This is a genomic window from Pseudomonas sp. B329, assembly GCF_023127835.1.
Lineage (GTDB): Bacteria > Pseudomonadota > Gammaproteobacteria > Pseudomonadales > Pseudomonadaceae > Aquipseudomonas > Aquipseudomonas synxantha_A.
Map to the genome: position 1 here is coordinate 243369 of NZ_SPKP01000042.1, position 20726 is coordinate 264094.

Annotated in this window: 19 protein-coding genes and 1 pseudogene; 14 read left to right on the plus strand and 6 right to left on the minus strand. The window is 53.9% G+C overall.

The genetic code is table 11. The annotated features are described in order from the left end of the window. Positions 1-842 precede the first annotated feature (842 nt). Complete coding sequence (locus E4P00_RS20150) at positions 843-1538, minus strand: SOS response-associated peptidase family protein (RefSeq protein ID WP_248132667.1); 696 nt, start codon at positions 1536-1538, stop codon at positions 843-845. A 101-nt stretch (positions 1539-1639) separates the two neighbouring features. Between E4P00_RS20150 and E4P00_RS20155 the strand changes: the two genes are divergently transcribed. Together E4P00_RS20155 and umuC are read left to right on the plus strand one after the other, a co-directional pair. Beyond that, a complete protein-coding gene (locus E4P00_RS20155) occupies positions 1640-2065 on the plus strand; it encodes a S24 family peptidase (RefSeq protein ID WP_248132670.1) in 426 nt (141 codons plus the stop codon). After that, the gene (gene umuC / locus E4P00_RS20160; protein WP_248132672.1) at positions 2058-3335 is read left to right on the plus strand and encodes a translesion error-prone DNA polymerase V subunit UmuC; all 1278 of its coding nucleotides are present in this window, start codon (positions 2058-2060) and stop codon (positions 3333-3335) included. The genes E4P00_RS20155 and umuC overlap by 8 nt, the downstream gene beginning before the upstream one ends. A 94-nt stretch (positions 3336-3429) precedes the next feature. Here the strand turns inward: umuC and E4P00_RS20165 are convergent, their stop codons facing one another. Beyond that, a complete protein-coding gene (locus E4P00_RS20165; RefSeq protein WP_248132674.1) occupies positions 3430-4833 on the minus strand; it encodes an RES domain-containing protein in 1404 nt (467 codons plus the stop codon). Positions 4834-5237: 404 nt separating this feature from the next. Continuing rightward, entirely contained in the window at positions 5238-5423 is a 186-nt protein-coding gene (locus E4P00_RS20170) for a hypothetical protein (protein WP_248132738.1), read from the minus strand. Here E4P00_RS20170 and E4P00_RS20175 point away from each other — a divergent pair. Beyond that, complete coding sequence (locus tag E4P00_RS20175; protein ID WP_248132676.1) at positions 5337-5543, plus strand: hypothetical protein; 207 nt, start codon at positions 5337-5339, stop codon at positions 5541-5543. The genes E4P00_RS20170 and E4P00_RS20175 overlap by 87 nt on opposite strands. Positions 5544-6141: 598 nt before the next feature. Here E4P00_RS20175 and E4P00_RS20180 read toward each other — a convergent pair. Together E4P00_RS20180 and E4P00_RS20185 are read right to left on the minus strand one after the other, a co-directional pair. Continuing rightward, complete coding sequence (locus tag E4P00_RS20180) at positions 6142-7086, minus strand: DUF4435 domain-containing protein (RefSeq protein WP_248132678.1); 945 nt, start codon at positions 7084-7086, stop codon at positions 6142-6144. Continuing rightward, positions 7083-8495 (minus strand): AAA family ATPase, encoded by a 1413-nt coding sequence (locus E4P00_RS20185; RefSeq protein WP_248132680.1) that lies wholly within the window; start codon positions 8493-8495, stop codon positions 7083-7085. The genes E4P00_RS20180 and E4P00_RS20185 overlap by 4 nt, the downstream gene beginning before the upstream one ends. A 753-nt stretch (positions 8496-9248) precedes the next feature. Between E4P00_RS20185 and E4P00_RS20190 the strand changes: the two are divergent. The 6 genes and pseudogenes from E4P00_RS20190 to E4P00_RS20215 form a co-directional block, all read left to right on the plus strand. Continuing rightward, positions 9249-9356 (plus strand): annotated as a pseudogene (locus tag E4P00_RS20190) (VOC family protein); the annotation flags it as partial. 181 nt (positions 9357-9537) lie between these two features. Continuing rightward, a complete protein-coding gene (locus E4P00_RS20195) occupies positions 9538-9792 on the plus strand; it encodes a hypothetical protein (protein ID WP_248132682.1) in 255 nt (84 codons plus the stop codon). 731 nt (positions 9793-10523) lie between these two features. After that, positions 10524-10841: a hypothetical protein gene (locus E4P00_RS20200; RefSeq protein ID WP_248132734.1), complete on the plus strand. Its 318-nt coding sequence runs from the start codon at positions 10524-10526 to the stop codon at positions 10839-10841. 152 nt (positions 10842-10993) lie between these two features. Next, complete coding sequence (locus E4P00_RS20205) at positions 10994-11734, plus strand: hypothetical protein (RefSeq protein ID WP_005789034.1); 741 nt, start codon at positions 10994-10996, stop codon at positions 11732-11734. 132 nt (positions 11735-11866) lie between these two features. Then, positions 11867-12136, plus strand: coding sequence for a hypothetical protein (locus E4P00_RS20210; RefSeq protein ID WP_050549417.1), 270 nt, complete (start codon positions 11867-11869; stop codon positions 12134-12136). A 135-nt stretch (positions 12137-12271) separates the two neighbouring features. Continuing rightward, positions 12272-14389, plus strand: coding sequence for a TonB-dependent receptor (locus tag E4P00_RS20215; RefSeq protein WP_248132684.1), 2118 nt, complete (start codon positions 12272-12274; stop codon positions 14387-14389). A 1-nt stretch (position 14390) separates the two neighbouring features. Here E4P00_RS20215 and E4P00_RS20220 read toward each other — a convergent pair whose 3' ends face one another. After that, positions 14391-16208: a sigma-54-dependent Fis family transcriptional regulator gene (locus tag E4P00_RS20220; RefSeq protein ID WP_248132686.1), complete on the minus strand. Its 1818-nt coding sequence runs from the start codon at positions 16206-16208 to the stop codon at positions 14391-14393. A gap of 366 nt (positions 16209-16574) precedes the next feature. On the opposite strand from E4P00_RS20220, the gene E4P00_RS20225 reads away from it, so the two are divergent. From E4P00_RS20225 to E4P00_RS20245, 5 genes are read left to right on the plus strand one after another with little or no spacing between them, the layout of a single operon-like run. Further along, positions 16575-17669: an ABC transporter ATP-binding protein gene (locus E4P00_RS20225; protein WP_057703149.1), complete on the plus strand. Its 1095-nt coding sequence runs from the start codon at positions 16575-16577 to the stop codon at positions 17667-17669. Further along, entirely contained in the window at positions 17669-18766 is a 1098-nt protein-coding gene (locus tag E4P00_RS20230; protein ID WP_248132687.1) for an ABC transporter ATP-binding protein, read from the plus strand. Before E4P00_RS20225 ends, E4P00_RS20230 begins: the two co-directional genes overlap by 1 nt. Beyond that, positions 18763-19629 carry a sugar ABC transporter permease gene (locus E4P00_RS20235; RefSeq protein WP_005789024.1) on the plus strand — a complete coding sequence of 289 codons (867 nt, stop codon included), beginning with the start codon at positions 18763-18765 and terminating at the stop codon, positions 19627-19629. Before E4P00_RS20230 ends, E4P00_RS20235 begins: the two co-directional genes overlap by 4 nt. A 10-nt stretch (positions 19630-19639) precedes the next feature. After that, positions 19640-20440, plus strand: coding sequence for a carbohydrate ABC transporter permease (locus E4P00_RS20240; protein WP_003232361.1), 801 nt, complete (start codon positions 19640-19642; stop codon positions 20438-20440). Between the two features lie 11 nt (positions 20441-20451). After that, positions 20452-20724 (plus strand): DUF2160 domain-containing protein, encoded by a 273-nt coding sequence (locus E4P00_RS20245; RefSeq protein WP_003192011.1) that lies wholly within the window; start codon positions 20452-20454, stop codon positions 20722-20724. Positions 20725-20726 lie beyond the last annotated feature (2 nt).

Here is a 20726-nt window from a genome sequence, read left to right on the forward strand (position 1 = left end):
GACTTAAAAATCTCCCAAGCCTTCCGCAGAGCGTCAAAAACGTTGGTGAGCGCAATTAGTAAAGCGATCCATTTCATGATGTTTTCTCTGTGAAGAAATTCGAGCCTTCAGGGGCCGACATACAGTTTGCGAAAATCAATGAGGCTACGTAGGAGCTATGGCGCAAATCTACTTGTTGTTGGTTGCCAGAAGATTTGGGTTTGTGCCAAGTCCTTTTTAGGCTAGTACGCGGCTGGCTTTTAAGTCAATGCTTGTTGCTAATTTTTTTGCGGGCGTAGTTGGGGAAGTTACGCCCACTTACGCACGTCCTTAGGGTCGATGCCCTGTAGTGGCCGTTTTTGTTGGGGTTGGTCCCGTGGGCATTGTCATGCCCTCCGCTAGCGGTGCTTTAGCGGTCTAGCGACAGCATCATGCGTTTTAACGTTTTAACGCTTTAACGCTTTAACGCTTTAACGCTTTAACGCTTTAACGCTTTAACGTTTTGACGTATCCAAGGTACATAGGTACATAGGTACATAGGTACGTAGGTACAAAGGTACAAAGGTACAAAGGTACAAAAGGGCATCGTAGTGATCGACGAAGTAACGAAATAACGAACTAACGAAGTTAAGAGGTGATGAAGTTATGAGGTTATGAAGTAACGAAATGACGAAATGACGAAATGACGAAATGACGAAATGACGAAATGATGAGGTGGCGAAGTAACCATAACGAAATAGCGAGTGAGTAATGCTTCGTTAAAACCAACTGAGGGGGGATCCTTCCAGGTTGCTCGTTTTGAGCACAACCTCCAGAATTTTAGCAGCTAAAATCCCCTCGAGCCGTTTTGCTGGTGCGGCATCCTATTCCCCATCAGACGGGAGAATTAAAGAGGCTCCTTGATTCAGGGGGTTACCGACTGCTTTGCCGACTGAATACCACTCAAAGTCATCCACAGGCTGGCAACATTCCTTTGCTATTTCCTCGGCCCGGGCCGGAGTGAGGTCGGGGTCGATCCATTCCCTGGCGTGCTCAGGTGTCAGCACCAACGGCTTGCGGTCGTGGATGTCCACCATGCCCTGATCACTGGCGGCGGTGATGATAACGAACCCATCGCCGTCGTGGGGATCCAGGCCAGGATGAACTTGGGCAAGTGCACCAAAGAACATGGGTTTCTGACTCTTCAGGCGAATGAAGTAGGGCTGCTTTCTTTTTGGATCGTCAGGGTCTTTGACCCACTCATACCATCCTTCACTCGGCACCAGGGCTCGGCCATTCAGCCAAAGTTGCTTGAAGAACTTTCCCGTGGTGACCGTCTCTACGCGTGCGTTAATCGGATCGGGGCGTTTGCCCTTGGCCCAGAAAGGCGCCCATCCCCATTTGACTGCATCGATATGCAGCCCATCCTCTGCGGCGTGCAGCAACTGAACCCTTGTCGACGGAGCGACGTTGTAGCGATCAATTGGCTGAGCGTCATAACCGCTGAACAGCTCTATTTGGGGGCTCAATTCTTCAATGAAGATTGCCATCCCTTCGTACTGCACAAATCGTCCGCACATACGCCCTTCTCCGTCTGTCGAAATCCCCTACAGAAAAATTGACCGCAAGCGTCCTACAAAGTTAACTGTACATTCGTACAGTATCTGTAAAAGGCCGCATCATGAGCTTCACCATTCTAGGTCCTATCGCTGAGGCAGGCGCGAAGCTGCCTATGTGTTCGTTCCAGGTTCCGGCTGGCTTTCCTTCGCCAGCAGCGGATCACATTGAGCAGCACATCTCATTGGATGAGGTCCTGAATATCCGCGCACCGCATGTGTACCTGGTAGCCATCACTGGGGAAAGCATGCAGGGGATTGGTATCTTCGAAGGTGATCTCGCGGTGGTGGATCGTGCCATTGAGCCGACGCACGGGCATGTGGTGGTTGCTCTGCTGAACAATGAGCCCGTCTGCAAGCGCCTATGTAAGCGCGGCCGGGAGGTTGTCCTTCTGTCAGAAAATCCTAAATACCCGGCGCGGTACGTTCTCGAAGGTGACGAGCTGTCAATCTGGGGTGTGATCACCAGCACAGTGCGCAGCCATGTCTAAGCAGCAACCGACCTTTGCGCTTGTTGACTGCAACAGTTTCTATGCCAGCTGCGAGCGAGTATTCCGGCCGGACTTGGCGAAGGTGCCGATCGTGGTGCTGAGCAATAACGACGGCTGTGTCATCGCGCGCAGCTACGACGCGAAGCCGTTCATCAAGATGGGCGAGCCGTATTTTCAGATCAAGCACAAGCTCAAGCAACACGGCATTGTCGCGTTCTCCTCCAACTATGCGCTGTACGGCGACATAAGCGAACGCGTGATGAGCCTGATCGAGTCATTGGTTCCGGCAGTTGAGGTTTACAGCATTGATGAGGCCTTCGCCGATCTGACCGGTGTCGGTGGTTTGGATGCCTTAGGCCGGCAAATCCGCGCCCAGGTACTTCGCTGCACCGGCATACCTGTAGGTGTTGGCATCGCTCATACAAAGACCCTGGCGAAGCTGGCAAACCATACCGCGAAGCGCCTGCAATCGCAGACCGGTGGTGTGGTCAATATCACCGACCCGGCTAAGCGGGACTGGGTGCTGCGTAATACGGACGTGGCGGAGGTGTGGGGCGTTGGCAGAAAGATGAAACTTCACCTCGATACAATGGGCATAAAGTCTGCAATGGACTTGGCTAAGGCGGACCCGGGGACGCTCCGCAAGAAGTTCAGTGTTGTGATCGAGAAGACGGCCAGGGAACTGGGCGGCACGCGTTGCCTGGAGCTGGACGAGCCTGATCCCCCAAAGCAGGAGATCTGCTGCAGTCGTATGTTCGGCCAACGGTTGACGGAACTGCCGCCTATTAAAGAGGCGGTGGCCACTTACATGATGCGTGCTTCTGAAAAGCTCCGCGCTCAGAACTCGCTGTGCAAGAAGGTGCGCGTGAGCATCCGTACCGGCATGTTCAATCCTGAAGAGGCGAAGTACGCCAACGGGGTAGTGGTTGATATGCCGTATCCCACTGACGACGTGCGCCTTCTCACCCAGGCGGCTATTGGCGCACTTGAACGCATATTTCGGCCAGGCTTCAAGTACAGCAAGGCTGAGGTGATGTTGCTAAATTTGTGCCAGCACGGGGAATATACCGATGATCTGTTCGCAATGTCTCAGCCGGCAGAAGCGACTCGCGTGATGACGGTTCTAGACCAGATCAATATACGGTGGGGTAGGGGGACACTTCGCTCGGCTAGTGTTCCGCTAGCCCCTCACTGGGGCATGCGTCGTGAGTTGATGAGTCAAAGCTACACCACTAAGCTTGATCAGCTTTGGTGCGTAGCCTGTAAGTAACGACAGCTTGTGGCCGATTGCTGCCTGTCGCAATAGGTTGCAATTGACCCAGGCTGACGGTGACGGCAGGGAGCAATCGACCGACAATAAATTTTTAGAAGTCGTCGTCACTGAATGGCGATTTTACATATGACCTCGAAACATCGACCCTCACCGTCACGTTTTGAGCTTTCGCTTTCACTTCTACCGCTTTGATGGCGTGAACTTGCAATGTTTGCAAGTCGAGTTTCAGACAAGGCTCTCGGTGCTTGGCATGGATCAGGCTCCAGTCGTAGGTATTCGGAAAAGGGTAAATGAAATCAGCTATTTCAGTTGGGGAGGCCGGCTGGTCGATTTGGAGGGTATACCAAGGGTATTCAGCTCCGGTGTCTGGATCATAGTCCACCACTTGAGCACTGAATTTCGTGGATGGCGGAAAACTCAGCGATTCCACTCGCGCCGCCTTGTGAAACAAAACGACGTTAACTCCGACTCCATCCTGTACAGATGGGAAGATGATGCCGTCTACGTTGGGTTTTTGGAGCGATGCCAGATAGTCGGCCACAGCTTGGGTAATCAGATACTCGTGATCCTGTTCGTTTGGCATCACCGGGAGTACTAAGCGTTTACTGAGAGTTTGCAGAAAGTAGTGACGCTCTAACTCTTTTGCATAGCGAGGGTCGAAAATGCTCCCTTCACAGCGAAGGCCTTCTAGGGCACGGAGATCAATCAAATTGATTGGACGAATAATATCGAATTTTGCCGTTACTACATTGCTGCCGACTACAGGTCGGATTTCAGCTAACGCAGCCTCTATTTCCAGAGCACCGTAGAAAACTGCGATTCCAGATGAGTTCATCCGGCCCGCTTTAGCTAGTCGCCCTGGAGGTGGTCCGAGTTCCTCGACAGGCTTCAGCAGGGCGCTTTGTAATGAATAGGCTGAGAAGAACTCCCGCGCGCGATAAAGTGCAGAAATTTCCTTGCCAGGGCCTGCTGTGACGAGGGCCAGCCCCTTGGTGCGAGAGCGCGTTTTGTCCAAACCGGCGAAGACTGAGTTGAGGATCGTCAATGCTTCGTGATTGAAGAGCCTGCTCTCATGCTTAAGTGCGTGTTCGAGTCGGGACCACAACTCATCCCAATCTCCAGAGGAAACTTTCTTCCGTCTGTAGTAGGAATCAAATGCGAACTCGCCTTCATCATAAGAGTCGCTGGGGTCATATTGATCGTGTTTTTCGTTTAGGATCTCCAGTATGTCGGATGCGATGCTTTCTTCACATCCCACTACATCTGCTATCACATCGAGGACGGGGTCTCCCTCACGCTCCCAGTCATAATCAATCTCACGGTCCCGTTGCATAGCGTACTCGAAGGCAGTCGGCTCATCGGCCGTACGCTCGTAGTGGCCTTCGAAAGCCTCTTCGACACGAAGCGCGAGTTTTTCAACGTCAATGCATGGAGCATTGATTTCATCACAGTAGGAGCACTCACCGGCAGTCTCGTCTCCGATCTGCTTCTGCAAAAAGTCCTCGCCTATGCAAGCCACACAAACCCTTTTCGGTTCGTCATCGTGAACTTTGAGACCCCCCATTCCAACCCCCTTCAGAGCAGATAGATTCCGCTCAACAGTATTCGATCCCGAGCGGGCTCACTACAGTCTATCGTACGGCATAACTTAGGCGGTGTGGATCCGCAGCGAGTTAATTCTCTGATCGTAAGTAGGCTCAGACTGTCCGCTATGGGTCGTAAAGAGCTACCGGCAGATCCGATCCTAGCCGAAAGCTGCTTGTCAGAAGGTTATGGATTGCCTGCCATTGGGTTATGTAATGCGATCGTGACTATGGTCCCTGCTGAGGATTGGATGGATTAGAAATTGCTACGAGGGCAGGGCTTCGATACCTCCTGATCAAGCTAGCTGCGGCTGTTTCAAAGCGGGATGTCTAATCGACCATCAGACAGATGAATTGCATCCTCTATGATGAGTTTAGGATCTAAACTCCAGTATTTACTGTCCGGGTAGAGGCGATGAAAATCCTGAGGGAGTTGATTGAGGCAGGCGACCCGCTGGTCCAGCAAGCGGTTGAAGCGCTTCGCCAATACCATGCTGCTCAAAGCGCAGGCGCTCCTGCTAAAGATATAGAACGGTTGCGCTGTAATGCTGAGTCGCTGTTCCAGGCAGTTAACGAGTACCAGAGGTGTTCCTTAGGCGGCCTCCCTTCCACGAGACATTGAACATAAGCAGTCGTAATCGTGGGGCAAAATTGGGGCAAACCATACGCCAATCAATGCCATGCCATGCCCATTATGCATTTATGCAACCTGTCATAAGTGAGCTTCAGAGCCCGCAAACACGGGCCTGTCGCCTGAAATCCCTCGCATACTCCTACACAATCGGGGTGTGCTTTGTCAGACACGTTAGGATCGTAGCTTCGCAAAACCTTGCTTAATGTGCACGGGGTTGTCACCGATCAGGAATATAACGCAACGTACGTTATAACCAGCGTCACTCGAACCTTGCTATATGCTTTGGAGTGCCAACTCATCAGTGCCGCTTCAAGCGCGAGATGATTTTTGTACATCTCTCTAGCAGATCTGGTAGTGAGTCTTTCCATTGCATGTGCGATTTTCTATTGAAAAAAGATAAGAATAGCATTGGATCGCTACAATGGAGCTTGCATAGAAAATATCAACGAGCGATCGGTTAGCACCTCTAATACGGCCGGTATTCGAATAACGGCAAATAGCTTAGGAAAGCACTCGCCGTTATTTGCAAAGAAATTTAATAAGCAAATAGGATGCTCATTTACTACGCACTTGCCGCTTCTTGTGATTAAGCATTTTGTATAACCTCTGAGGTAGTGTGAACAGGTTTACCTAGTTCTAAGGTGAATTTTCGCAAACACTCTGGTACCGGAGATAGTATTGCCAAGGTTCGTAAGATGTCGCTTTTTGGGTTGAATTTTATAGGAGCCTTTTTACCAAAAAACCGAGGGTTTATAGCACATCTATCATCTTTCAATTTGTGAAGGAGTTCAATATAGGTTCCTAGAACAAATTTTCCTCGCCAGTCCTTTAAAGGTGTGAATTTTCTGAATTCGGAGATGTCATTTGGTATCGTGTTTGGGTCGATCTCTTCAGGCCATCCAATCAAGTTTAGATGGTGGTTGTTTTGGTTGATGGTTATGGAGTCGAGATTGATGTTGATATATTTTGTTATTTGATTTTCAATCGATGATAGTCGAATGTTGTTGTTTCGAGCGTAATATATTATTTTATTTGCTTCTCTCATGAGAGACTGGAACTCAACCATTCTCTGATTAAACATCAAGATGATTCCAGGAATGCTGCCCTCGTCCTCGGTTTTAACGCATTGATAATCGGACATGAGTAGTTCCGGGAGGATGGAGTCGTCATATAAGTTGTTTTCTATCGAGTATCCGTCTGTGCAATAAGTATTGGCGCTCGGTGCGTGCGACTTGTAACCGTCATAGTCTCTATCTATAAAATAGGCAACGTAGGTGGATTTTGCATCGTTCCTTTTTGATAATAGTTCGCGCAAGCCTAAAACCTGATCCTTGCCCTTAACAATTAACGGTTGGTATTTAAAGTTTTCACGAACTTTTTTTATGATGGTGTCATAATAAGGATAATCATCCCAGCCTTCAAATACACAGATGAAGTCGTCACTCGCGTTACTTCTTAGTAAAATATACTGTTGCAACGCGATGTAGGGTGTTTGCCTTGCGGCCCTAAGGTTGTCGACTGCAGTTGTCATAGCCAGCCTCGCTTTATAATCAGTGAGTCTGCGTAGATGTCTAGTTCATTGTCGAACACGAACGGCGAATGCGTAATAGCTACCAGCTGCGCGCAAGATGGGGATTCCAAGATATCTATTAGCAGCCTTTTTTGCCAAGGTATCGCAAGGGAAAGCTCAGGTTCGTCTATTAAAATTATGTATTTTTTGTTTTTTTGCAAATAGAGTTTTGCAAATATAGCAACAATTTGTTTTTCGCCAGAAGACAGGTTGTTGAGGTCTAATATTTGTTCGTTTATATTATTTCTTATTAATACTTCCAGCTCTAACTTGTCAAAAATAAATTCTTTTTCAGATCGGGATTCTGGCGAGAATGAGGATTGCCAGTAACTGTTTACTACGTTCACAAAGCTTTCTATAAGTTGTTCTTGTTCCTGTGTGCTGCCGTATATTGATATTATTCGATGTATATGTGTTCGGAGCCCGTCGTAACTCGGTTGGTTTATATCTTTAGAATATATAAGATCATAGATTCTAGCCTCGGTTTCTCCTCCCGCATGCCCAAGTCTAGCTAGAACAAGGTTCAGTTGTGACTTGAAGTCGTAGTCATTGTCGTCAATAGGGGCTGGTCGTTTAGTTGAAGGTACCAGAAGCTCTTCTAGTGACTGAGCGCTTAAAGTTGAATATGAATCAAATGTAATTGATTTAATATTTTCTTTGAATTCTTCAAGCTTTTTTGCTACGTCGTTCATGCCAAACCAGATCAACTGTGCATCTTCTTGCTCTTCATCATAATCAAAGACAAAATGATCCGGTTCTTTATCTTTTTGTAACTCAAATTCCGCCTCAATTCTACGGAATGTAGGAAGATATAAAACTGAAAAACCTTCGAGCGCGAGTTCTATTTCTTCCGTAAATATATGTGAAGCTTCATTCACATAGGACTGAGTGAGAAGAATGCTATAAAGGTCTTGTAGTTCCTGGCGGCCAATATGGGAGTTGTAATATGTGTCGCCAAATACTTCGGTCTCTGCAAATTCATCTAAACTTAAATTTTTTGTGATGATGTAGTTGAGATTTTTTCTGAGTTTTTTTTCACTTAGTCCTAGGGTCTTTAGTTCGTTAATTGCTCTAATAACTTTTGATTGAGTCTTTGGAAAAATTTCATATTTGTTTATTTCTACTTCGGCCCTATGTTTAAATTTTATTTTTATCTTTTTAAAGTCTATAGGCATTAACTTTACTAAATTTAAAGTCAATACTGCATATAAAGCGTTAAGAAGTGTAGTTTTCCCTGTTCCGTTTTCTGCTGCAATAATTTTAACGCAGTGCTCGGTTTCTAAACGCAATGTTTTATATCCGTTTACACCTGATAGCTCAAACCATTCAATTATTGGCGGTAATACTGGAATAGCAGATAGTTTTGGCAAGATAATTTCCCTATTTTCGTTTCGCGATATCAAGCTGACTGAGATTATCTCAGCTTGAGTCGAGTTGTTGTTTCGAACGCTGTTCCGGCCGAAATGGTATTAGGAGGCAATATGCCATCCGATGCAAGTGGTTAGGGTAACCTTCGAGACGGCTGCAGAGCTTGACTTATGATTAATGAGATTCATTACGAAAGGTAGGCCTTTCGCATTCCCCTGTTAAAGGCACTGTCGGACGATGAGGGCATAAGCTAGCAGGGTTCTGGCGCAGCAATGGGCGAGGAAAGCAGTTCCCTAACTCATTATCATCCCCTTGTAGATCACGGCTTCCAGTAACACAGCATTGGAAAGGTTAAGGAACCCCTTACCTGCTAGAGGTGCGGATTTTAGAGGGTTTCTCTAACGGTCTTGAAAACCGGCGAACGTTAATAGCGTTCCCAGGGTTCGAATCCCTGGTTTCCCGCCAAGATTTACACAAAAGCCTCGCGATTGCGGGGCTTTTGCGTTTTCGGGTTTTGGATAGGCAGAAGCTCTAAAGCCTGATCGTTTCCGCATCATTTCTGGCGGTTTCCGCAACCTATTGCTTACCCCGGTCAGCGCGTAGGCTTCATACTCTCCTCGGAACGACGGTAAACCGCTACGTCGGTAGATCGTCGCTGCTTCAAACAGTTCGACAACGCAATTGCTCAATCAGTCTTGCAGCCAGGGCGCACAGATCACGCCGAGCCGCTCCCACTTTACTGGTACTCCATCCATGCTGGATGCCTATTAAGCCGGGAGATTCTCTCTTTTCCTGGAGGCAAAAGGTTTCACTTCATTGACCCGGATGGTTATGAGTTGGCGGTCTGGAGTGCGCAGGCATAAACCTTTGCCAGTCCAGTCCCGAGCTGGGTTTTTTGCATCCAGCCCTCTCAGTGCTACAGTCCCGCCAGACTAAAAAGGGAATGACATGCGGATTTTGATAGTGGCCGCCGCGGTGGCGATGCTAGCGGGGTGTATGGCGCCAACGATGAACGAGGCTCGCCAATAGGGACCATACAAAGTCTTGACCTCGAAGAAGTCCGACGCAGCGCTGGCTAAATGTGTTCATTACGAATGGCAAAACCAGCCTATCTTCGGGGGTACTCCTGGCGCAACGCTTCAGCCAGGACGCGATAATGGATATACGGTCTTTACAGAAGGCTCCCAATATTTCGTCGATATTCAGCCTCAAGGGGCCGGCTCGGTGGCCAAATATTATGTGGTGGTTGGCAACTGGATCGCCAACAAAAGACTGGCGGCACTGCAAAGCTGTCTTTAAACGATCCGCCATTTACTCAAGGCTCGTTTCGGCGGGCTTTTTTTCCAGAGAAAATCTCATGGCAGTACTCGCCATCAATTACCAGCCCATGACTACGATTATGCTCATGGGCACCTTACCTATTCCAGTGCATCGGAACCTATAGGCGCGTCATCCAAGGCTCTTTCGTCTTGCTCTGATCGAATAATCAAGATGTGTTTCGGTGCAGTGATTCCTAGGGACACAGTGTCGCCTTCAGCCTTGATCACTTTGATTTGGATTTCGTCGCCGATGTATAGGCGTTTATTGGGTGTTCTGGTGACAACTAGCAATGGGTATCCTTTCTGGTTAGCTCCTTGAATATATGGGATTAATTGCATGAAATCAGCGCTAAAGATGTAAGACCTTTCTTATTTTTCCAGCGAAAATCCTTATTTAATTTTTCTCTCACTAACCGGGAGGGGCTCTGCTTTTACCGTTCAATATCGGCATTCGATCATTGTGAATGGCGGCACGGTCCCTCTATGATCAGCTCGCACTCACCAAAGAGGCGCTGAGCCTCGACCCCCTTTGAAGGATATGAGCGTGGACAAGTACTTCGATAATTCAGGTCTTTTCAAAAGCATTTCGTATCAAGCCAACGCCTCCCTAGATGTCAGCGTCGCTGGCTGGGAGCTGAAAAACACTGCGCTGAATACGAAGGAGTTTTTGATATGTCCAAAGAACTACTCGGAGTTTTTGCTCTAGGGTTGATGGTGATCGGGGAGTTTTGTGCAATCTACAGCGAGGTGGTAACCGCCAGGCTGGCCCACACTGGTAGCGGCTCCTGGACGGCGTTTGTGCTGTCTGTCGTGGTGATGTGTTTTGCCGGGCTTTGCCTGCTGGGCGCTTATTGGCTGGGGTACAAGGCGGTGGGTGATATCTGGATTGTCACCGTGGTTTCGGTCACGTCCTTGTTGCTGCTTGAGCCTGTGGTGGTTTGGTCGCTGTTTCATGAAGCGCCTGGGCGCGGCGCGTTGGTCGGGTTTTGCCTGGGCGCCTTGGGGATGCTTGCCACGATAGTGCTTTAGCGCATCCGGCCATCAAGTGCCGGGTCAGATCAGCGCCTGTAGTCCCATGCTTATCTGACCCGCACCGCTGCACTTTTTTCCATTTTGCTGATCTACCCCTGTCCCGGCCACTCGACTCCCGCACGTGGCCCACAGAATCAGACCCGGTGCCGATGGATCGAACGTCAACTGTTTTTACCTCTCTATGGCCGCTGTTGCTGGCTGCGCTGCTCGCGCTCTGCGCAGTGGGTTGCAGCCAGCAACAAGGCCGCGATATCGCCAGGCAATTCAGCGATGGCAAGCCCGATGAGTTCTTCCAGACCAGTGTCGATCGCATGGCCACCCTGGGGATGCGCGACAACCTGCAAAGCCTCTATCTGCTGATGAGCAAGCTTTACCTGCGCAACCCCAGCCAGTGGCGTCAGTCGGGCTATCCGGATGCGGTGAGCGCCGCGCGGGTCATTCGCCAGGCCATCGAAAACCGTCAACCCTTGCCCGCACTGGGAGACCGGCGTGATCTGGCCGCCCTGAGCTACTCCCTGAGCCCCGACTTTCGTGGCGACCGTGTCGGCGCGTTTATCTACGCGATTGGCAGTATGCTCGTGACCGCCCACGGCGGGCGTACGCAGTTTTATGTGACCGACTCGATCAACCCGCAGTTTGTCAGCAATGCGGCGCGCAATATCGAAAAGGCCACCTGGCTGCTCAGCCAGCGCCAGGATGCCAACGGTGTATTGCTGTTGTTCTCCAATGAAATATCGGAGGAGGGCAGTAACCTCAGTTTTGCCGTTGAGTTTGGCAAGATCGTTGCGCGCCTGGACCTGCTTACCCAAATCCTCGATGAGCGTTACCGACGCATTGGCCTCAATTACGCGCAAAGTTTATTGCTGATGAACTTCCTGCCGGTGCAGTGAGGCGCATCCATCGAACAATCAGTGGGGTGTTTCCCTTTCTGCTGTAGGAAGGTGCCTATCTTGCCTCTCGCTGCTTGAAACGCTTGCCTGCGAGCAATAGCCTCGGATTTTTCTTAAACACGAGGCCCTCCCTTGGGTAAACGAAAAACGGTTTGGCCCACGGATCGCGAAATACGTTTGCGGTTTATCCTGTTCGCGGTCATCGACGCCGCGACTGCTCAGGGCGTCTCTGCCGAGTTGCTGTTGCCGGCGCACACGCTGCTGCGCAACTCACCCTCGCAAGCCCAGTTGCTTGATGCCCTGGACGAGATTCTGGCTACCGATGAAATGTACGGTTTCCGCTTTGCGCCGGGTTCCGATGCGGATGATCTGATGCGGGAATTGGCGAAGCCGGACGGCTGAAACCTGTCTGGTACTGTTTTGCCAGCGCCATGGTTCGTCAATAAGGCGTGACCTGACGGGCGTGCCTGCCTTCCCATCACTGTTCGCGTGGTGGGCCTGGCCTGCCGCGTTCCGTAATTCCAAGGACCCGCCCCAATGCTGCTGCGCCAACCGCCCTTTCTTTTTGCCGCCCTGACTCTCAGCTCGCTGGTACAGGCCGAAGGCCTGCAATTGGCGCCAGTCGAAGTCACCACCACTGAAGCCAGTGCCGGCGAAATTGCCCAGGCACAGCTACAGCGCGTGCCCGGCGGCAGCAATTACATCGATATGAGTAGCGTGCAACAGGGGCGGGTGAGCAGTAACGAGGATGTGTTCAAGTACCAGGCCGGGGTGTACGCCAAGGCGGCGAATAACGAAGGCGTGAAGCTGTCCATTCGCGGTTCTGGCCTGAATCGCAGCCCGGGCGCCCATGCCTCCGGCCTGTATGAAATGTTCGACGGTCTGCCGCTCACGGGCCCGGGCGGTACACCTTATGAACTCAAGGACCCGTTGTGGCAAAGCCGCGTGGAAGTGCTGCGGGGCGCCAATGGCTTCGATCAGGGCGCGTTGGCCCTGGGTGGTTCGGTCAATTACGTAACCCACACCGGCTACGACGCGCCCAAACTGAAGGTGCGCTATGAAGTCGGTAGCCGCGGCTATGCCCAGCGGGAGGTCAGTTCCGGCCAGGTGCTGGGGGATGCCGATTACTACATCAGCCTCACCGATTCCGAGTCCGACGGCTACCAGCACCAGAGCGCCGGGACCGGCAAGGGCATCGCCGCCAACTTTGGCTACCGCTTCAACCCGGACCTGGAAACGCGCTTCTACCTGCGCTACCGCGAAACCACCAACGATTCCCCCGGCAAGCTCAAGCGCTACCAGATCAGCCATGACCCGCGTGCCGCCAACAGCCTCAACGCCGCCCGCGATTCAAAACGCCTGCAACCGGGCTCTACCTGGATCGCCAACAAGACCACCTTGCAACTGGACGACAACGCCCGAGTGGAAGTCGGGCTGGCCTATCACGACTACCCGATGGATCTGCGCGAGGGCACCAACCGCCTCAAGGTCGCCTACACCGATATCAGCGGCACCCTGAACTACATCCGTCAGGACAGCCTGTTCGGCCATGCCAGCAAAACCACCGTCGGCCTGCGTACCACCCAGGCGATGCCCAATAATGGCGCGTCGGAATATGTCCGCATCCCTGCAGGCAACACCGCCATTTATTCCCCCGGCACCAAGACCCGCGATTACAGCTACCTGGGCTCCGACACCGTGCTGCATGTAGGCAATGAGCTGGAACTGCTGGAGGATCTGTGGCTCACCACCGGCCTTGCCGCGATCTACACCCGCCGCGAAACCCAGGTGACTTACCCCGATGGCCAGGCGCCGCTCAGTCAACATGACTGGGACTACGCACCGCGCATCGGTCTGCGTTACGACTTCACCCCGCAATTGCAGGTATACGCCAACCTGAGCCGCTCGGTAGAACCGCCGCACGCCTGGTCGATGATCTGGGGTTCCAACAAATACTTCGGTCCGGGCAGCGGCGCGGCTACGGGGCTACAGCGCGAAGGTGTGAAGTTACGCAATCAGACCGCCACCACCCTGGAAATCGGCGGGCGCGGCGAAGCGTGGCTCGGCCAGTGGGACCTGGCCCTCTACCGCTCTGAAGTACGCCACGAACTGCTTTCCGTGGAAACCCAGGCCCAGACTGCCAACAGCAGCGCGATCATCGCCGAATCCAACGCCAGCCCCACCGTGCACCAGGGCGTGGAACTGAGCCTGCTCAGCCCGTTATGGGACGGCGGCCGCAACGGCAAGCTCGACCTGCGCCAGGCCTATACCTTCAGCGACTTCCACTACCGTGACGATGACCGTTTCGGCGAAAACACCTTGCCCGGCATCCCCAAGCATTACTATCAGGCGCAGGTGCGCTACAGCCACCCGACGGGTTTCTACACCAGCCTCAACACCGAACATGCCTCGCGGGTAGCGGTGGACTACGCCAACTCTTACTACGCCGCGGCCTACACCACCCTCGGCGCCACGTTCGGCTATGACGCGCCCAAGCAAGACTGGCAAGCCTGGGTCGATCTGCGCAACCTGACCAACCGTCGCTATGCCAATACCGTTACGCCGGGGTACGACGACAAAGGCATGGACGCAGCACGTTCTACCCCTGCCGATGGGCGTGGTATCTACACCGGCGTGTCGTGGAGCTGGCGTTAAATCAACCTTCGTGCTGGCGCAGGCGCTTGTACAGGGTATTGCGGCTCACTCCCAACTCCCGCGCCAGGTGGGAAATATTGCCGCCCACGGCTCGCAGGCGTTGGTTGAGGTCAAGATTTTCATCCAGGCGCTCGCAGGTGGGCAGCGGCGCCGTTTGCTTCAAATCGGTAAAAAAATCATCGGGCAGATGTTCTGCGCGGATCGGCTGCTCCTCGGCCATCGCCAGCGCCACCTGTAACACGCTGCTCACCTGACGCAAATTGCCCGGCCACGGATGTTGCTCGAATAACCCCAGCACCTCGGCACTCAGCCCGGCCCACTGGTTCGGCTCGCGATGTTGCTGCCACAGTTGCTGGAATAACGCTTGCTTGTCGGTGCGCTCGCGCAATGGCGGCAACTCCAGGGTCAGGCCACCGATGCGGTAGTACAAATCCTCGCGAAAGCGCCCGGCCTGCACCAGCTCGCGCAGTGCGCGGTTGGTCGCCGAGATGATGCGCAAATCCACCGGGAACGCCTCACTGCTGCCCACCGGTTGCACACAGCGCTCCTGCAACACCCGCAACAGGCGCGTCTGGGTCGGCAACGGCATATCACCGATCTCGTCGAGAAACAGCGTGCCCTTGTCCGCCTTGCGAATCAGGCCAATGCTGCCTTTCTGATTGGCGCCGGTGAAGGCGCCTTTTTCGTAGCCGAACAGTTCCGATTCCACCAGCTCAGCCGGAATCGCCGCACAGTTCACAGCGATCAATGCCTGTCGGCTGCGCGAGCTGGCCTGATGCAGGGCTTTGACGAACACCTCTTTGCCCACCCCAGTCTCGCCGTGAATCAGCAATGGAATGTCCTTTTCCAGCAGGCGTTCGGCCTGGCGCACCGCTTTCTCCATGCGCACATCGCCAAAATGCAGGGTCTTGAGGTTGATCGCGGTCGGCGCGGGCGGCGGCGGTTGGCTGAACACTCGGGCCTGCACTGGCATCTGCCTGGGTCGCTTCAACAGGCACTGGAAGCGGTTGCGCCCAGCCGCCTGCAACGCAAACGGCAACCCTTCGGGCTGGTTGAGCAACTCCAGCAGCGACACCTTGAACAGACTGTCGATCATCACCCGCGACAGGCTGATGCCCAGCAGGTTATCCGCACGCCGATTGGCTGATAGTACCTGGCCGCTTTCATCAAAGATCAGCAGGCCGGCCCACTGGCTGTCGAGGTTGCTCAAGCCGGTGTTGAAGGTCAGTTGGAAATGTTCGCCACGGAACAGGTTGAGGATCAGCCGGTTTTCCACGGTCTGACTCATCATCTTGACCATGCCCAGGGTATGGGAGGGCGGCAGGTAGCTGTCGCTGGACACATCCAGCACCGCGATGATTTCGCGCTGGGCGTCGAAAATAGGCGCCGCGGAACCGGTCATGAAACGGTTGGCCTTGAGGAAGTGTTCATCGTGCTCGATATGCACGGCCTGGGCGCAGGCCAGCGCGGTGCCGATGGCATTGGTGCCGCTGGCACGTTCCATCCAGCTGGCGCCGGGGCTGAAGCCACGGGCCAGCTTGGGTTCGATAAACCGCTGGGTGCCCCACGACGTCAGGACCTGGCCCTGATTGTCAGCCAGCATGATCAGGCAGTTGGAGTTGCTGAGGATGTTTTCATAGTAGGGCAGTACCTCCTGGTGCGTGGTCTGCACCAGTGAATGCTGGCTTTCCAGGAGTTGACTGATGCCTTCGGCGGGTAGTTGGTCAAAGCTTGGCGTGCTCTGGTGGTCCAGGCCGAAGGCGCGGCAACGGCGCCAGGATTCCTGGATAAGGGTGTCGTGTGCCAGTGGTTCGGCCATGGTGCGACCTTCATTTTTATTGTTATTGGATGTGCACATTCAACCATTGAAATGAGTTCAAGTGTGGGAGGGGCGGTGCGACGATTCGACTTGCTCCCGATAGCGGTGTGTCAGTCAGCATTTTTTCACTGACACACCGCTATCGGGAGCAAGCCCCTTCCCACATTTTTATCTTGTGTTGGTCATGAGAGTGTTGTTCAGAACTGTTCATTGTCAACCCCGAAAGTGTTCAGTTGTTCAGCCACTTTGTTCACTCCTGAACATCACCATTAACCCATTCCCTTACGCATCAAGCGCTTGCAGTTTTGGCACGAAACTCGCTCTGACACCTGGCCAGATTCATTCCAATAATAAAAAGGTCGTGTCATGTCATTGACCCTGGAACATGTCTCCCGCGTTGTCGACGGCCAAACCTGGATCGACGACGCCAACCTGCGTTTTGAAGCCGGCTCTTTCAACGTCTTGCTCGGTCGCACCCTGTCCGGCAAAACCAGTCTGATGCGCCTGATGGCCGGTCTGGACAAGCCCGACAGCGGCCGCATCCTGATGAACGGTGTAGACGTTACGCAAAAGCCGGTACGCCTGCGCAATGTGTCGATGGTCTACCAGCAGTTCATCAACTATCCCACCATGACCGTATTCGAGAACATCGCCTCGCCGTTGCGCCAGGCCGGTGTGTCCAACGAGCTGATCCAGAGCAAGGTGCTGGAAACCGCCAGGATGCTGCGCATCGAGAAGTTCCTGCAACGCCACCCGCTGGAACTGTCCGGTGGCCAGCAGCAGCGCACCGCCATGGCCCGCGCCCTGGTCAAAGACGCCGAACTGATTCTGTTCGATGAGCCCCTGGTGAACCTGGACTACAAACTGCGCGAAGAGCTGCGTCAGGAAATGCGCGAACTGTTCAAAGCGCGCCACACCATCGCCATTTACGCTACCACCGAACCCAACGAGGCCCTGGCCCTGGGTGGCACCACCACCATTCTTCACGAAGGCCGGGTGATCCAGAGCGGCAAGGCCGCCGAGGTCTATCACCAGCCGCAAACCGTTCTGGCCGCTGAGCTGTTCTCCGAACCGCCGATCAATCTGATGCCAGGGCGCATCAGCGGCAACGAAGTGAGCTTCGCCAATTTCGTGCATTTCCCACTCAACGTCGACCTGCGCCCCATCGGCGAGGGCGAGTTCCGTTTCGGCGTGCGTCCCAGCCATATCAGCCTGGTACCGAGCAATGACGATGACCTGGAGCTGGCGGTGACCGTGGAAGTCGCCGAGATCAGCGGCTCGGAAACCTTCCTGCATGTGCGCAGCGAGCACTTCCTGCTGGTGCTGCACTTGCCGGGGGTGCATGAGTACGATGTGGACGCGCCGATCCGCGTGTATATCCCCACCCATAAACTGTTTGTGTTCGATGGACAGGGCCGTTTGGTCCAGGCCCCCGGGCGCCGTGTCGCGAGGGTTGCCTGATGGCCGAGATCCATTTGCGTAACCTTGCCCATAGCTATAGCCCCGCGCCAAAAGGGCCTGAGGACTACGCCATTCGGGAAATGAACCATGTGTGGGAGCAGGGCGGTGCCTACGCGTTGCTCGGGCCGTCGGGCTGCGGCAAATCCACGCTGCTCAATATCATCTCCGGCCTGCTCAGCCCCTCTGAGGGCCAGGTGCTGTTCGATACCCAGGTGGTCAACGACCTCACGCCGGAGAAACGCAATATCGCCCAGGTGTTCCAGTTTCCGGTGGTGTACGACACCATGACGGTGTTCGACAACCTGGCCTTCCCGCTGCGAAACCAGGGCATGGCCGAAGCGAAAATCCACAGCAAGGTGCAGGAAATCGCCGAAGTCCTCGACCTGCAAACCCTGCTGAGCAAAAAAGCCCGCAACCTCACCGCCGACGAAAAACAGAAAGTCTCCATGGGCCGTGGCCTGGTGCGCGATGACGTATCGGCGATCCTGTTCGACGAGCCGCTGACGGTGATCGACCCGCACCTGAAATGGAAACTGCGGCGCAAGCTCAAGCAGATCCATGAGCAGTTCAATATCACCATGGTCTACGTCACCCACGACCAACTGGAAGCCTCCACCTTCGCCGACAAGATCGCGGTGATGTACGGCGGGCAGATCGTGCAGTTCGGCACCCCGCGTGAATTGTTCGAGCGCCCGAGCCATACCTTTGTCGGTTATTTCATCGGCAGCCCCGGGATGAATCTGATTGAGGTGCAGGCCAGGGGTGGTGGTGTGGGGTTTGCCAATACCTTTCTGCCGCTGTCGGAGGCGTTGCAGCAACGGATCAACGCGACCGACTGCAAAAAACTCCAGGTTGGCATTCGCCCGGAATTTATCCATGTATGGGATGACCACAACCCTGACGCCCTGCAAGCCGACGTCACGCATGTGGAGGACTTGGGCACCTACAAGATCATGACCCTCAACCTCGACGGCGCCACGCTCAAAGTGCGCCTGGCCGAAGACAAGCCGGTACCGGAGGGCAGGGCGTCCATCAGCTTCCCCGCGCAATGGCTGATGCTTTATGCCGACGATTACCTGCTGGAGGTGGCGCCATGAACAAGGTGCAGAACAACAAGGCCTGGTGGCTGGTGTTGCCGGTGTTCCTGCTGGTGGCGTTCAGTGCGGTGATCCCGATGATGACCGTGGTCAATTACTCGGTGCAGGATATTTTCGACCAGTCCAGCCGCTACTTCGTCGGGGCCGACTGGTACAAGCAGGTGCTGCTCGATCCACGTTTGCATGACTCGTTGCTGCGCCAGTTCATCTATTCGGCCTGCGTGCTGCTGATTGAAATCCCGCTGGGCATCGCCATCGCCTTGACCATGCCGACCAAAGGACGCTGGTCATCACTGGTGCTGATTATCCTCGCCATTCCGCTGCTGATTCCATGGAACGTGGTCGGCACCATCTGGCAGATCTTTGGCCGTGCCGACATCGGCCTGCTGGGTTCGACCCTCAACGCCATGGGCATCAGCTACAACTATGCGGCCAACACCATGGACGCCTGGGTCACCGTGCTGGTGATGGATGTGTGGCACTGGACCTCGTTGGTGGCGCTGCTGTGCTACTCGGGTTTAAGGGCCATTCCGGATGTCTACTACCAGGCCGCGCGGATTGATCGTGCATCGGCCTGGGCAGTGTTCCGACATATCCAGTTGCCGAAGATGAAAAGCGTGCTGTTGATCGCGGTGATGCTGCGCTTCATGGACAGTTTCATGATCTACACCGAGCCTTTCGTACTCACGGGGGGCGGCCCGGGGAACGCCACCACCTTCTTGAGTCAGACGCTCACCCAGATGGCCGTAGGCCAATTCGACCTGGGCCCGGCAGCGGCGTTTTCGCTGGTGTATTTCCTGATCATCCTGTTGGTGTCCTGGTTGTTCTACACCGCCATGACCCATTCCGACGCCAACCGCTGAGGCCGCCAACATGAGCAAGCGCAAGCTTATTCCGTTACTGATTTATATCCTGTTCCTGCTGGTGCCGATCTACTGGCTGTTGAACATGTCGTTCAAGAGCAACACCGAAATCCTCGGCGGCCTGACCCTGTTTCCCCAGGATTTCACCCTGGCCAACTACAAAGTGATCTTCACCGACCCGAGCTGGTACACCGGCTACCTCAACTCGCTTTACTACGTAAGCCTGAACACGGTGATCTCTCTGAGCGTGGCGCTGCCGGCAGCCTATGCGTTCTCGCGCTACCGCTTCCTGGGTGACAAGCACCTGTTCTTCTGGCTGCTGACCAACCGCATGGCGCCGCCGGCGGTGTTTCTGCTGCCGTTTTTCCAGCTGTATTCCTCCATCGGCCTGTTCGATACGCACATCGCCGTGGCCCTGGCTCACTGCCTGTTCAACGTGCCGTTGGCGGTGTGGATCCTTGAAGGCTTCATGTCCGGCGTGCCCAAGGAAATCGACGAAACCGCCTACATCGATGGCTATAGTTTTCCCAAGTTCTTCGTGAAGATTTTTATCCCGCTGATCGGCTCCGGCATTGGGGTGACTGCGTTTTTCTGCTTTATGTTTTCCTGGGTCGAACTGCTGCTGGCGCGCACGCTGACTTCGGTCAACGCCAAGCCCATCGCGGCGGTAATGACCCGCACGGTCTCTGCGTCGGGTATTGATTGGGGGGTACTGGCGGCAGCGGGGGTATTGACTATCCTCCCGGGCATGTTGGTGATCTGGTTTGTTCGCAACCACGTGGCCAAGGGCTTTGCCCTGGGCCGGGTCTAGAGGAATCGATGATGGAATGGATGGCCTGGACCACCCCCACTGCGCTGTTCTTTGGCGGCATCGCCCTGATTCTGGCGGGCATGACCACCTGGGAACTGCGTTCGCCGAGCATTCCTCGGCGCGGGTTGCTGCCGATCAGCACCACCCGTGGTGATCGCTTGTTTATCGGTCTTCTCGGCAGCGCCTACCTGCATTTGCTGGTCATCGGCGTTACCGACTGGAGCATCTGGGTGGCGTCCGCGCTCTCCCTGTTATGGCTGTTGAGTGTGATGCGTTGGGGCTAATG

Bases quoted from the DNA above. Each gene is read 5' to 3' on its own strand.
- E4P00_RS20150 (WP_248132667.1), bottom strand. From the start codon at position 1,538: ATGTGCGGACGATTTGTGCAGTACGAAGGGATGGCAATCTTCATTGAA.
- E4P00_RS20155 (WP_248132670.1), top strand. From the start codon at position 1,640: ATGAGCTTCACCATTCTAGGTCCTATCGCTGAGGCAGGCGCGAAGCTG.
- umuC (WP_248132672.1), top strand. From the start codon at position 2,058: ATGTCTAAGCAGCAACCGACCTTTGCGCTTGTTGACTGCAACAGTTTC.
- E4P00_RS20175 (WP_248132676.1), top strand. From the start codon at position 5,337: ATGAAAATCCTGAGGGAGTTGATTGAGGCAGGCGACCCGCTGGTCCAG.
- E4P00_RS20180 (WP_248132678.1), bottom strand. From the start codon at position 7,086: ATGACAACTGCAGTCGACAACCTTAGGGCCGCAAGGCAAACACCCTAC.
- E4P00_RS20200 (WP_248132734.1), top strand. From the start codon at position 10,524: ATGGTGATCGGGGAGTTTTGTGCAATCTACAGCGAGGTGGTAACCGCC.
- E4P00_RS20205 (WP_005789034.1), top strand. From the start codon at position 10,994: ATGGATCGAACGTCAACTGTTTTTACCTCTCTATGGCCGCTGTTGCTG.
- E4P00_RS20215 (WP_248132684.1), top strand. From the start codon at position 12,272: ATGCTGCTGCGCCAACCGCCCTTTCTTTTTGCCGCCCTGACTCTCAGC.
- E4P00_RS20220 (WP_248132686.1), bottom strand. From the start codon at position 16,208: ATGGCCGAACCACTGGCACACGACACCCTTATCCAGGAATCCTGGCGC.
- E4P00_RS20225 (WP_057703149.1), top strand. From the start codon at position 16,575: ATGTCATTGACCCTGGAACATGTCTCCCGCGTTGTCGACGGCCAAACC.
- E4P00_RS20230 (WP_248132687.1), top strand. From the start codon at position 17,669: ATGGCCGAGATCCATTTGCGTAACCTTGCCCATAGCTATAGCCCCGCG.
- E4P00_RS20235 (WP_005789024.1), top strand. From the start codon at position 18,763: ATGAACAAGGTGCAGAACAACAAGGCCTGGTGGCTGGTGTTGCCGGTG.
- E4P00_RS20240 (WP_003232361.1), top strand. From the start codon at position 19,640: ATGAGCAAGCGCAAGCTTATTCCGTTACTGATTTATATCCTGTTCCTG.
- E4P00_RS20245 (WP_003192011.1), top strand. From the start codon at position 20,452: ATGGAATGGATGGCCTGGACCACCCCCACTGCGCTGTTCTTTGGCGGC.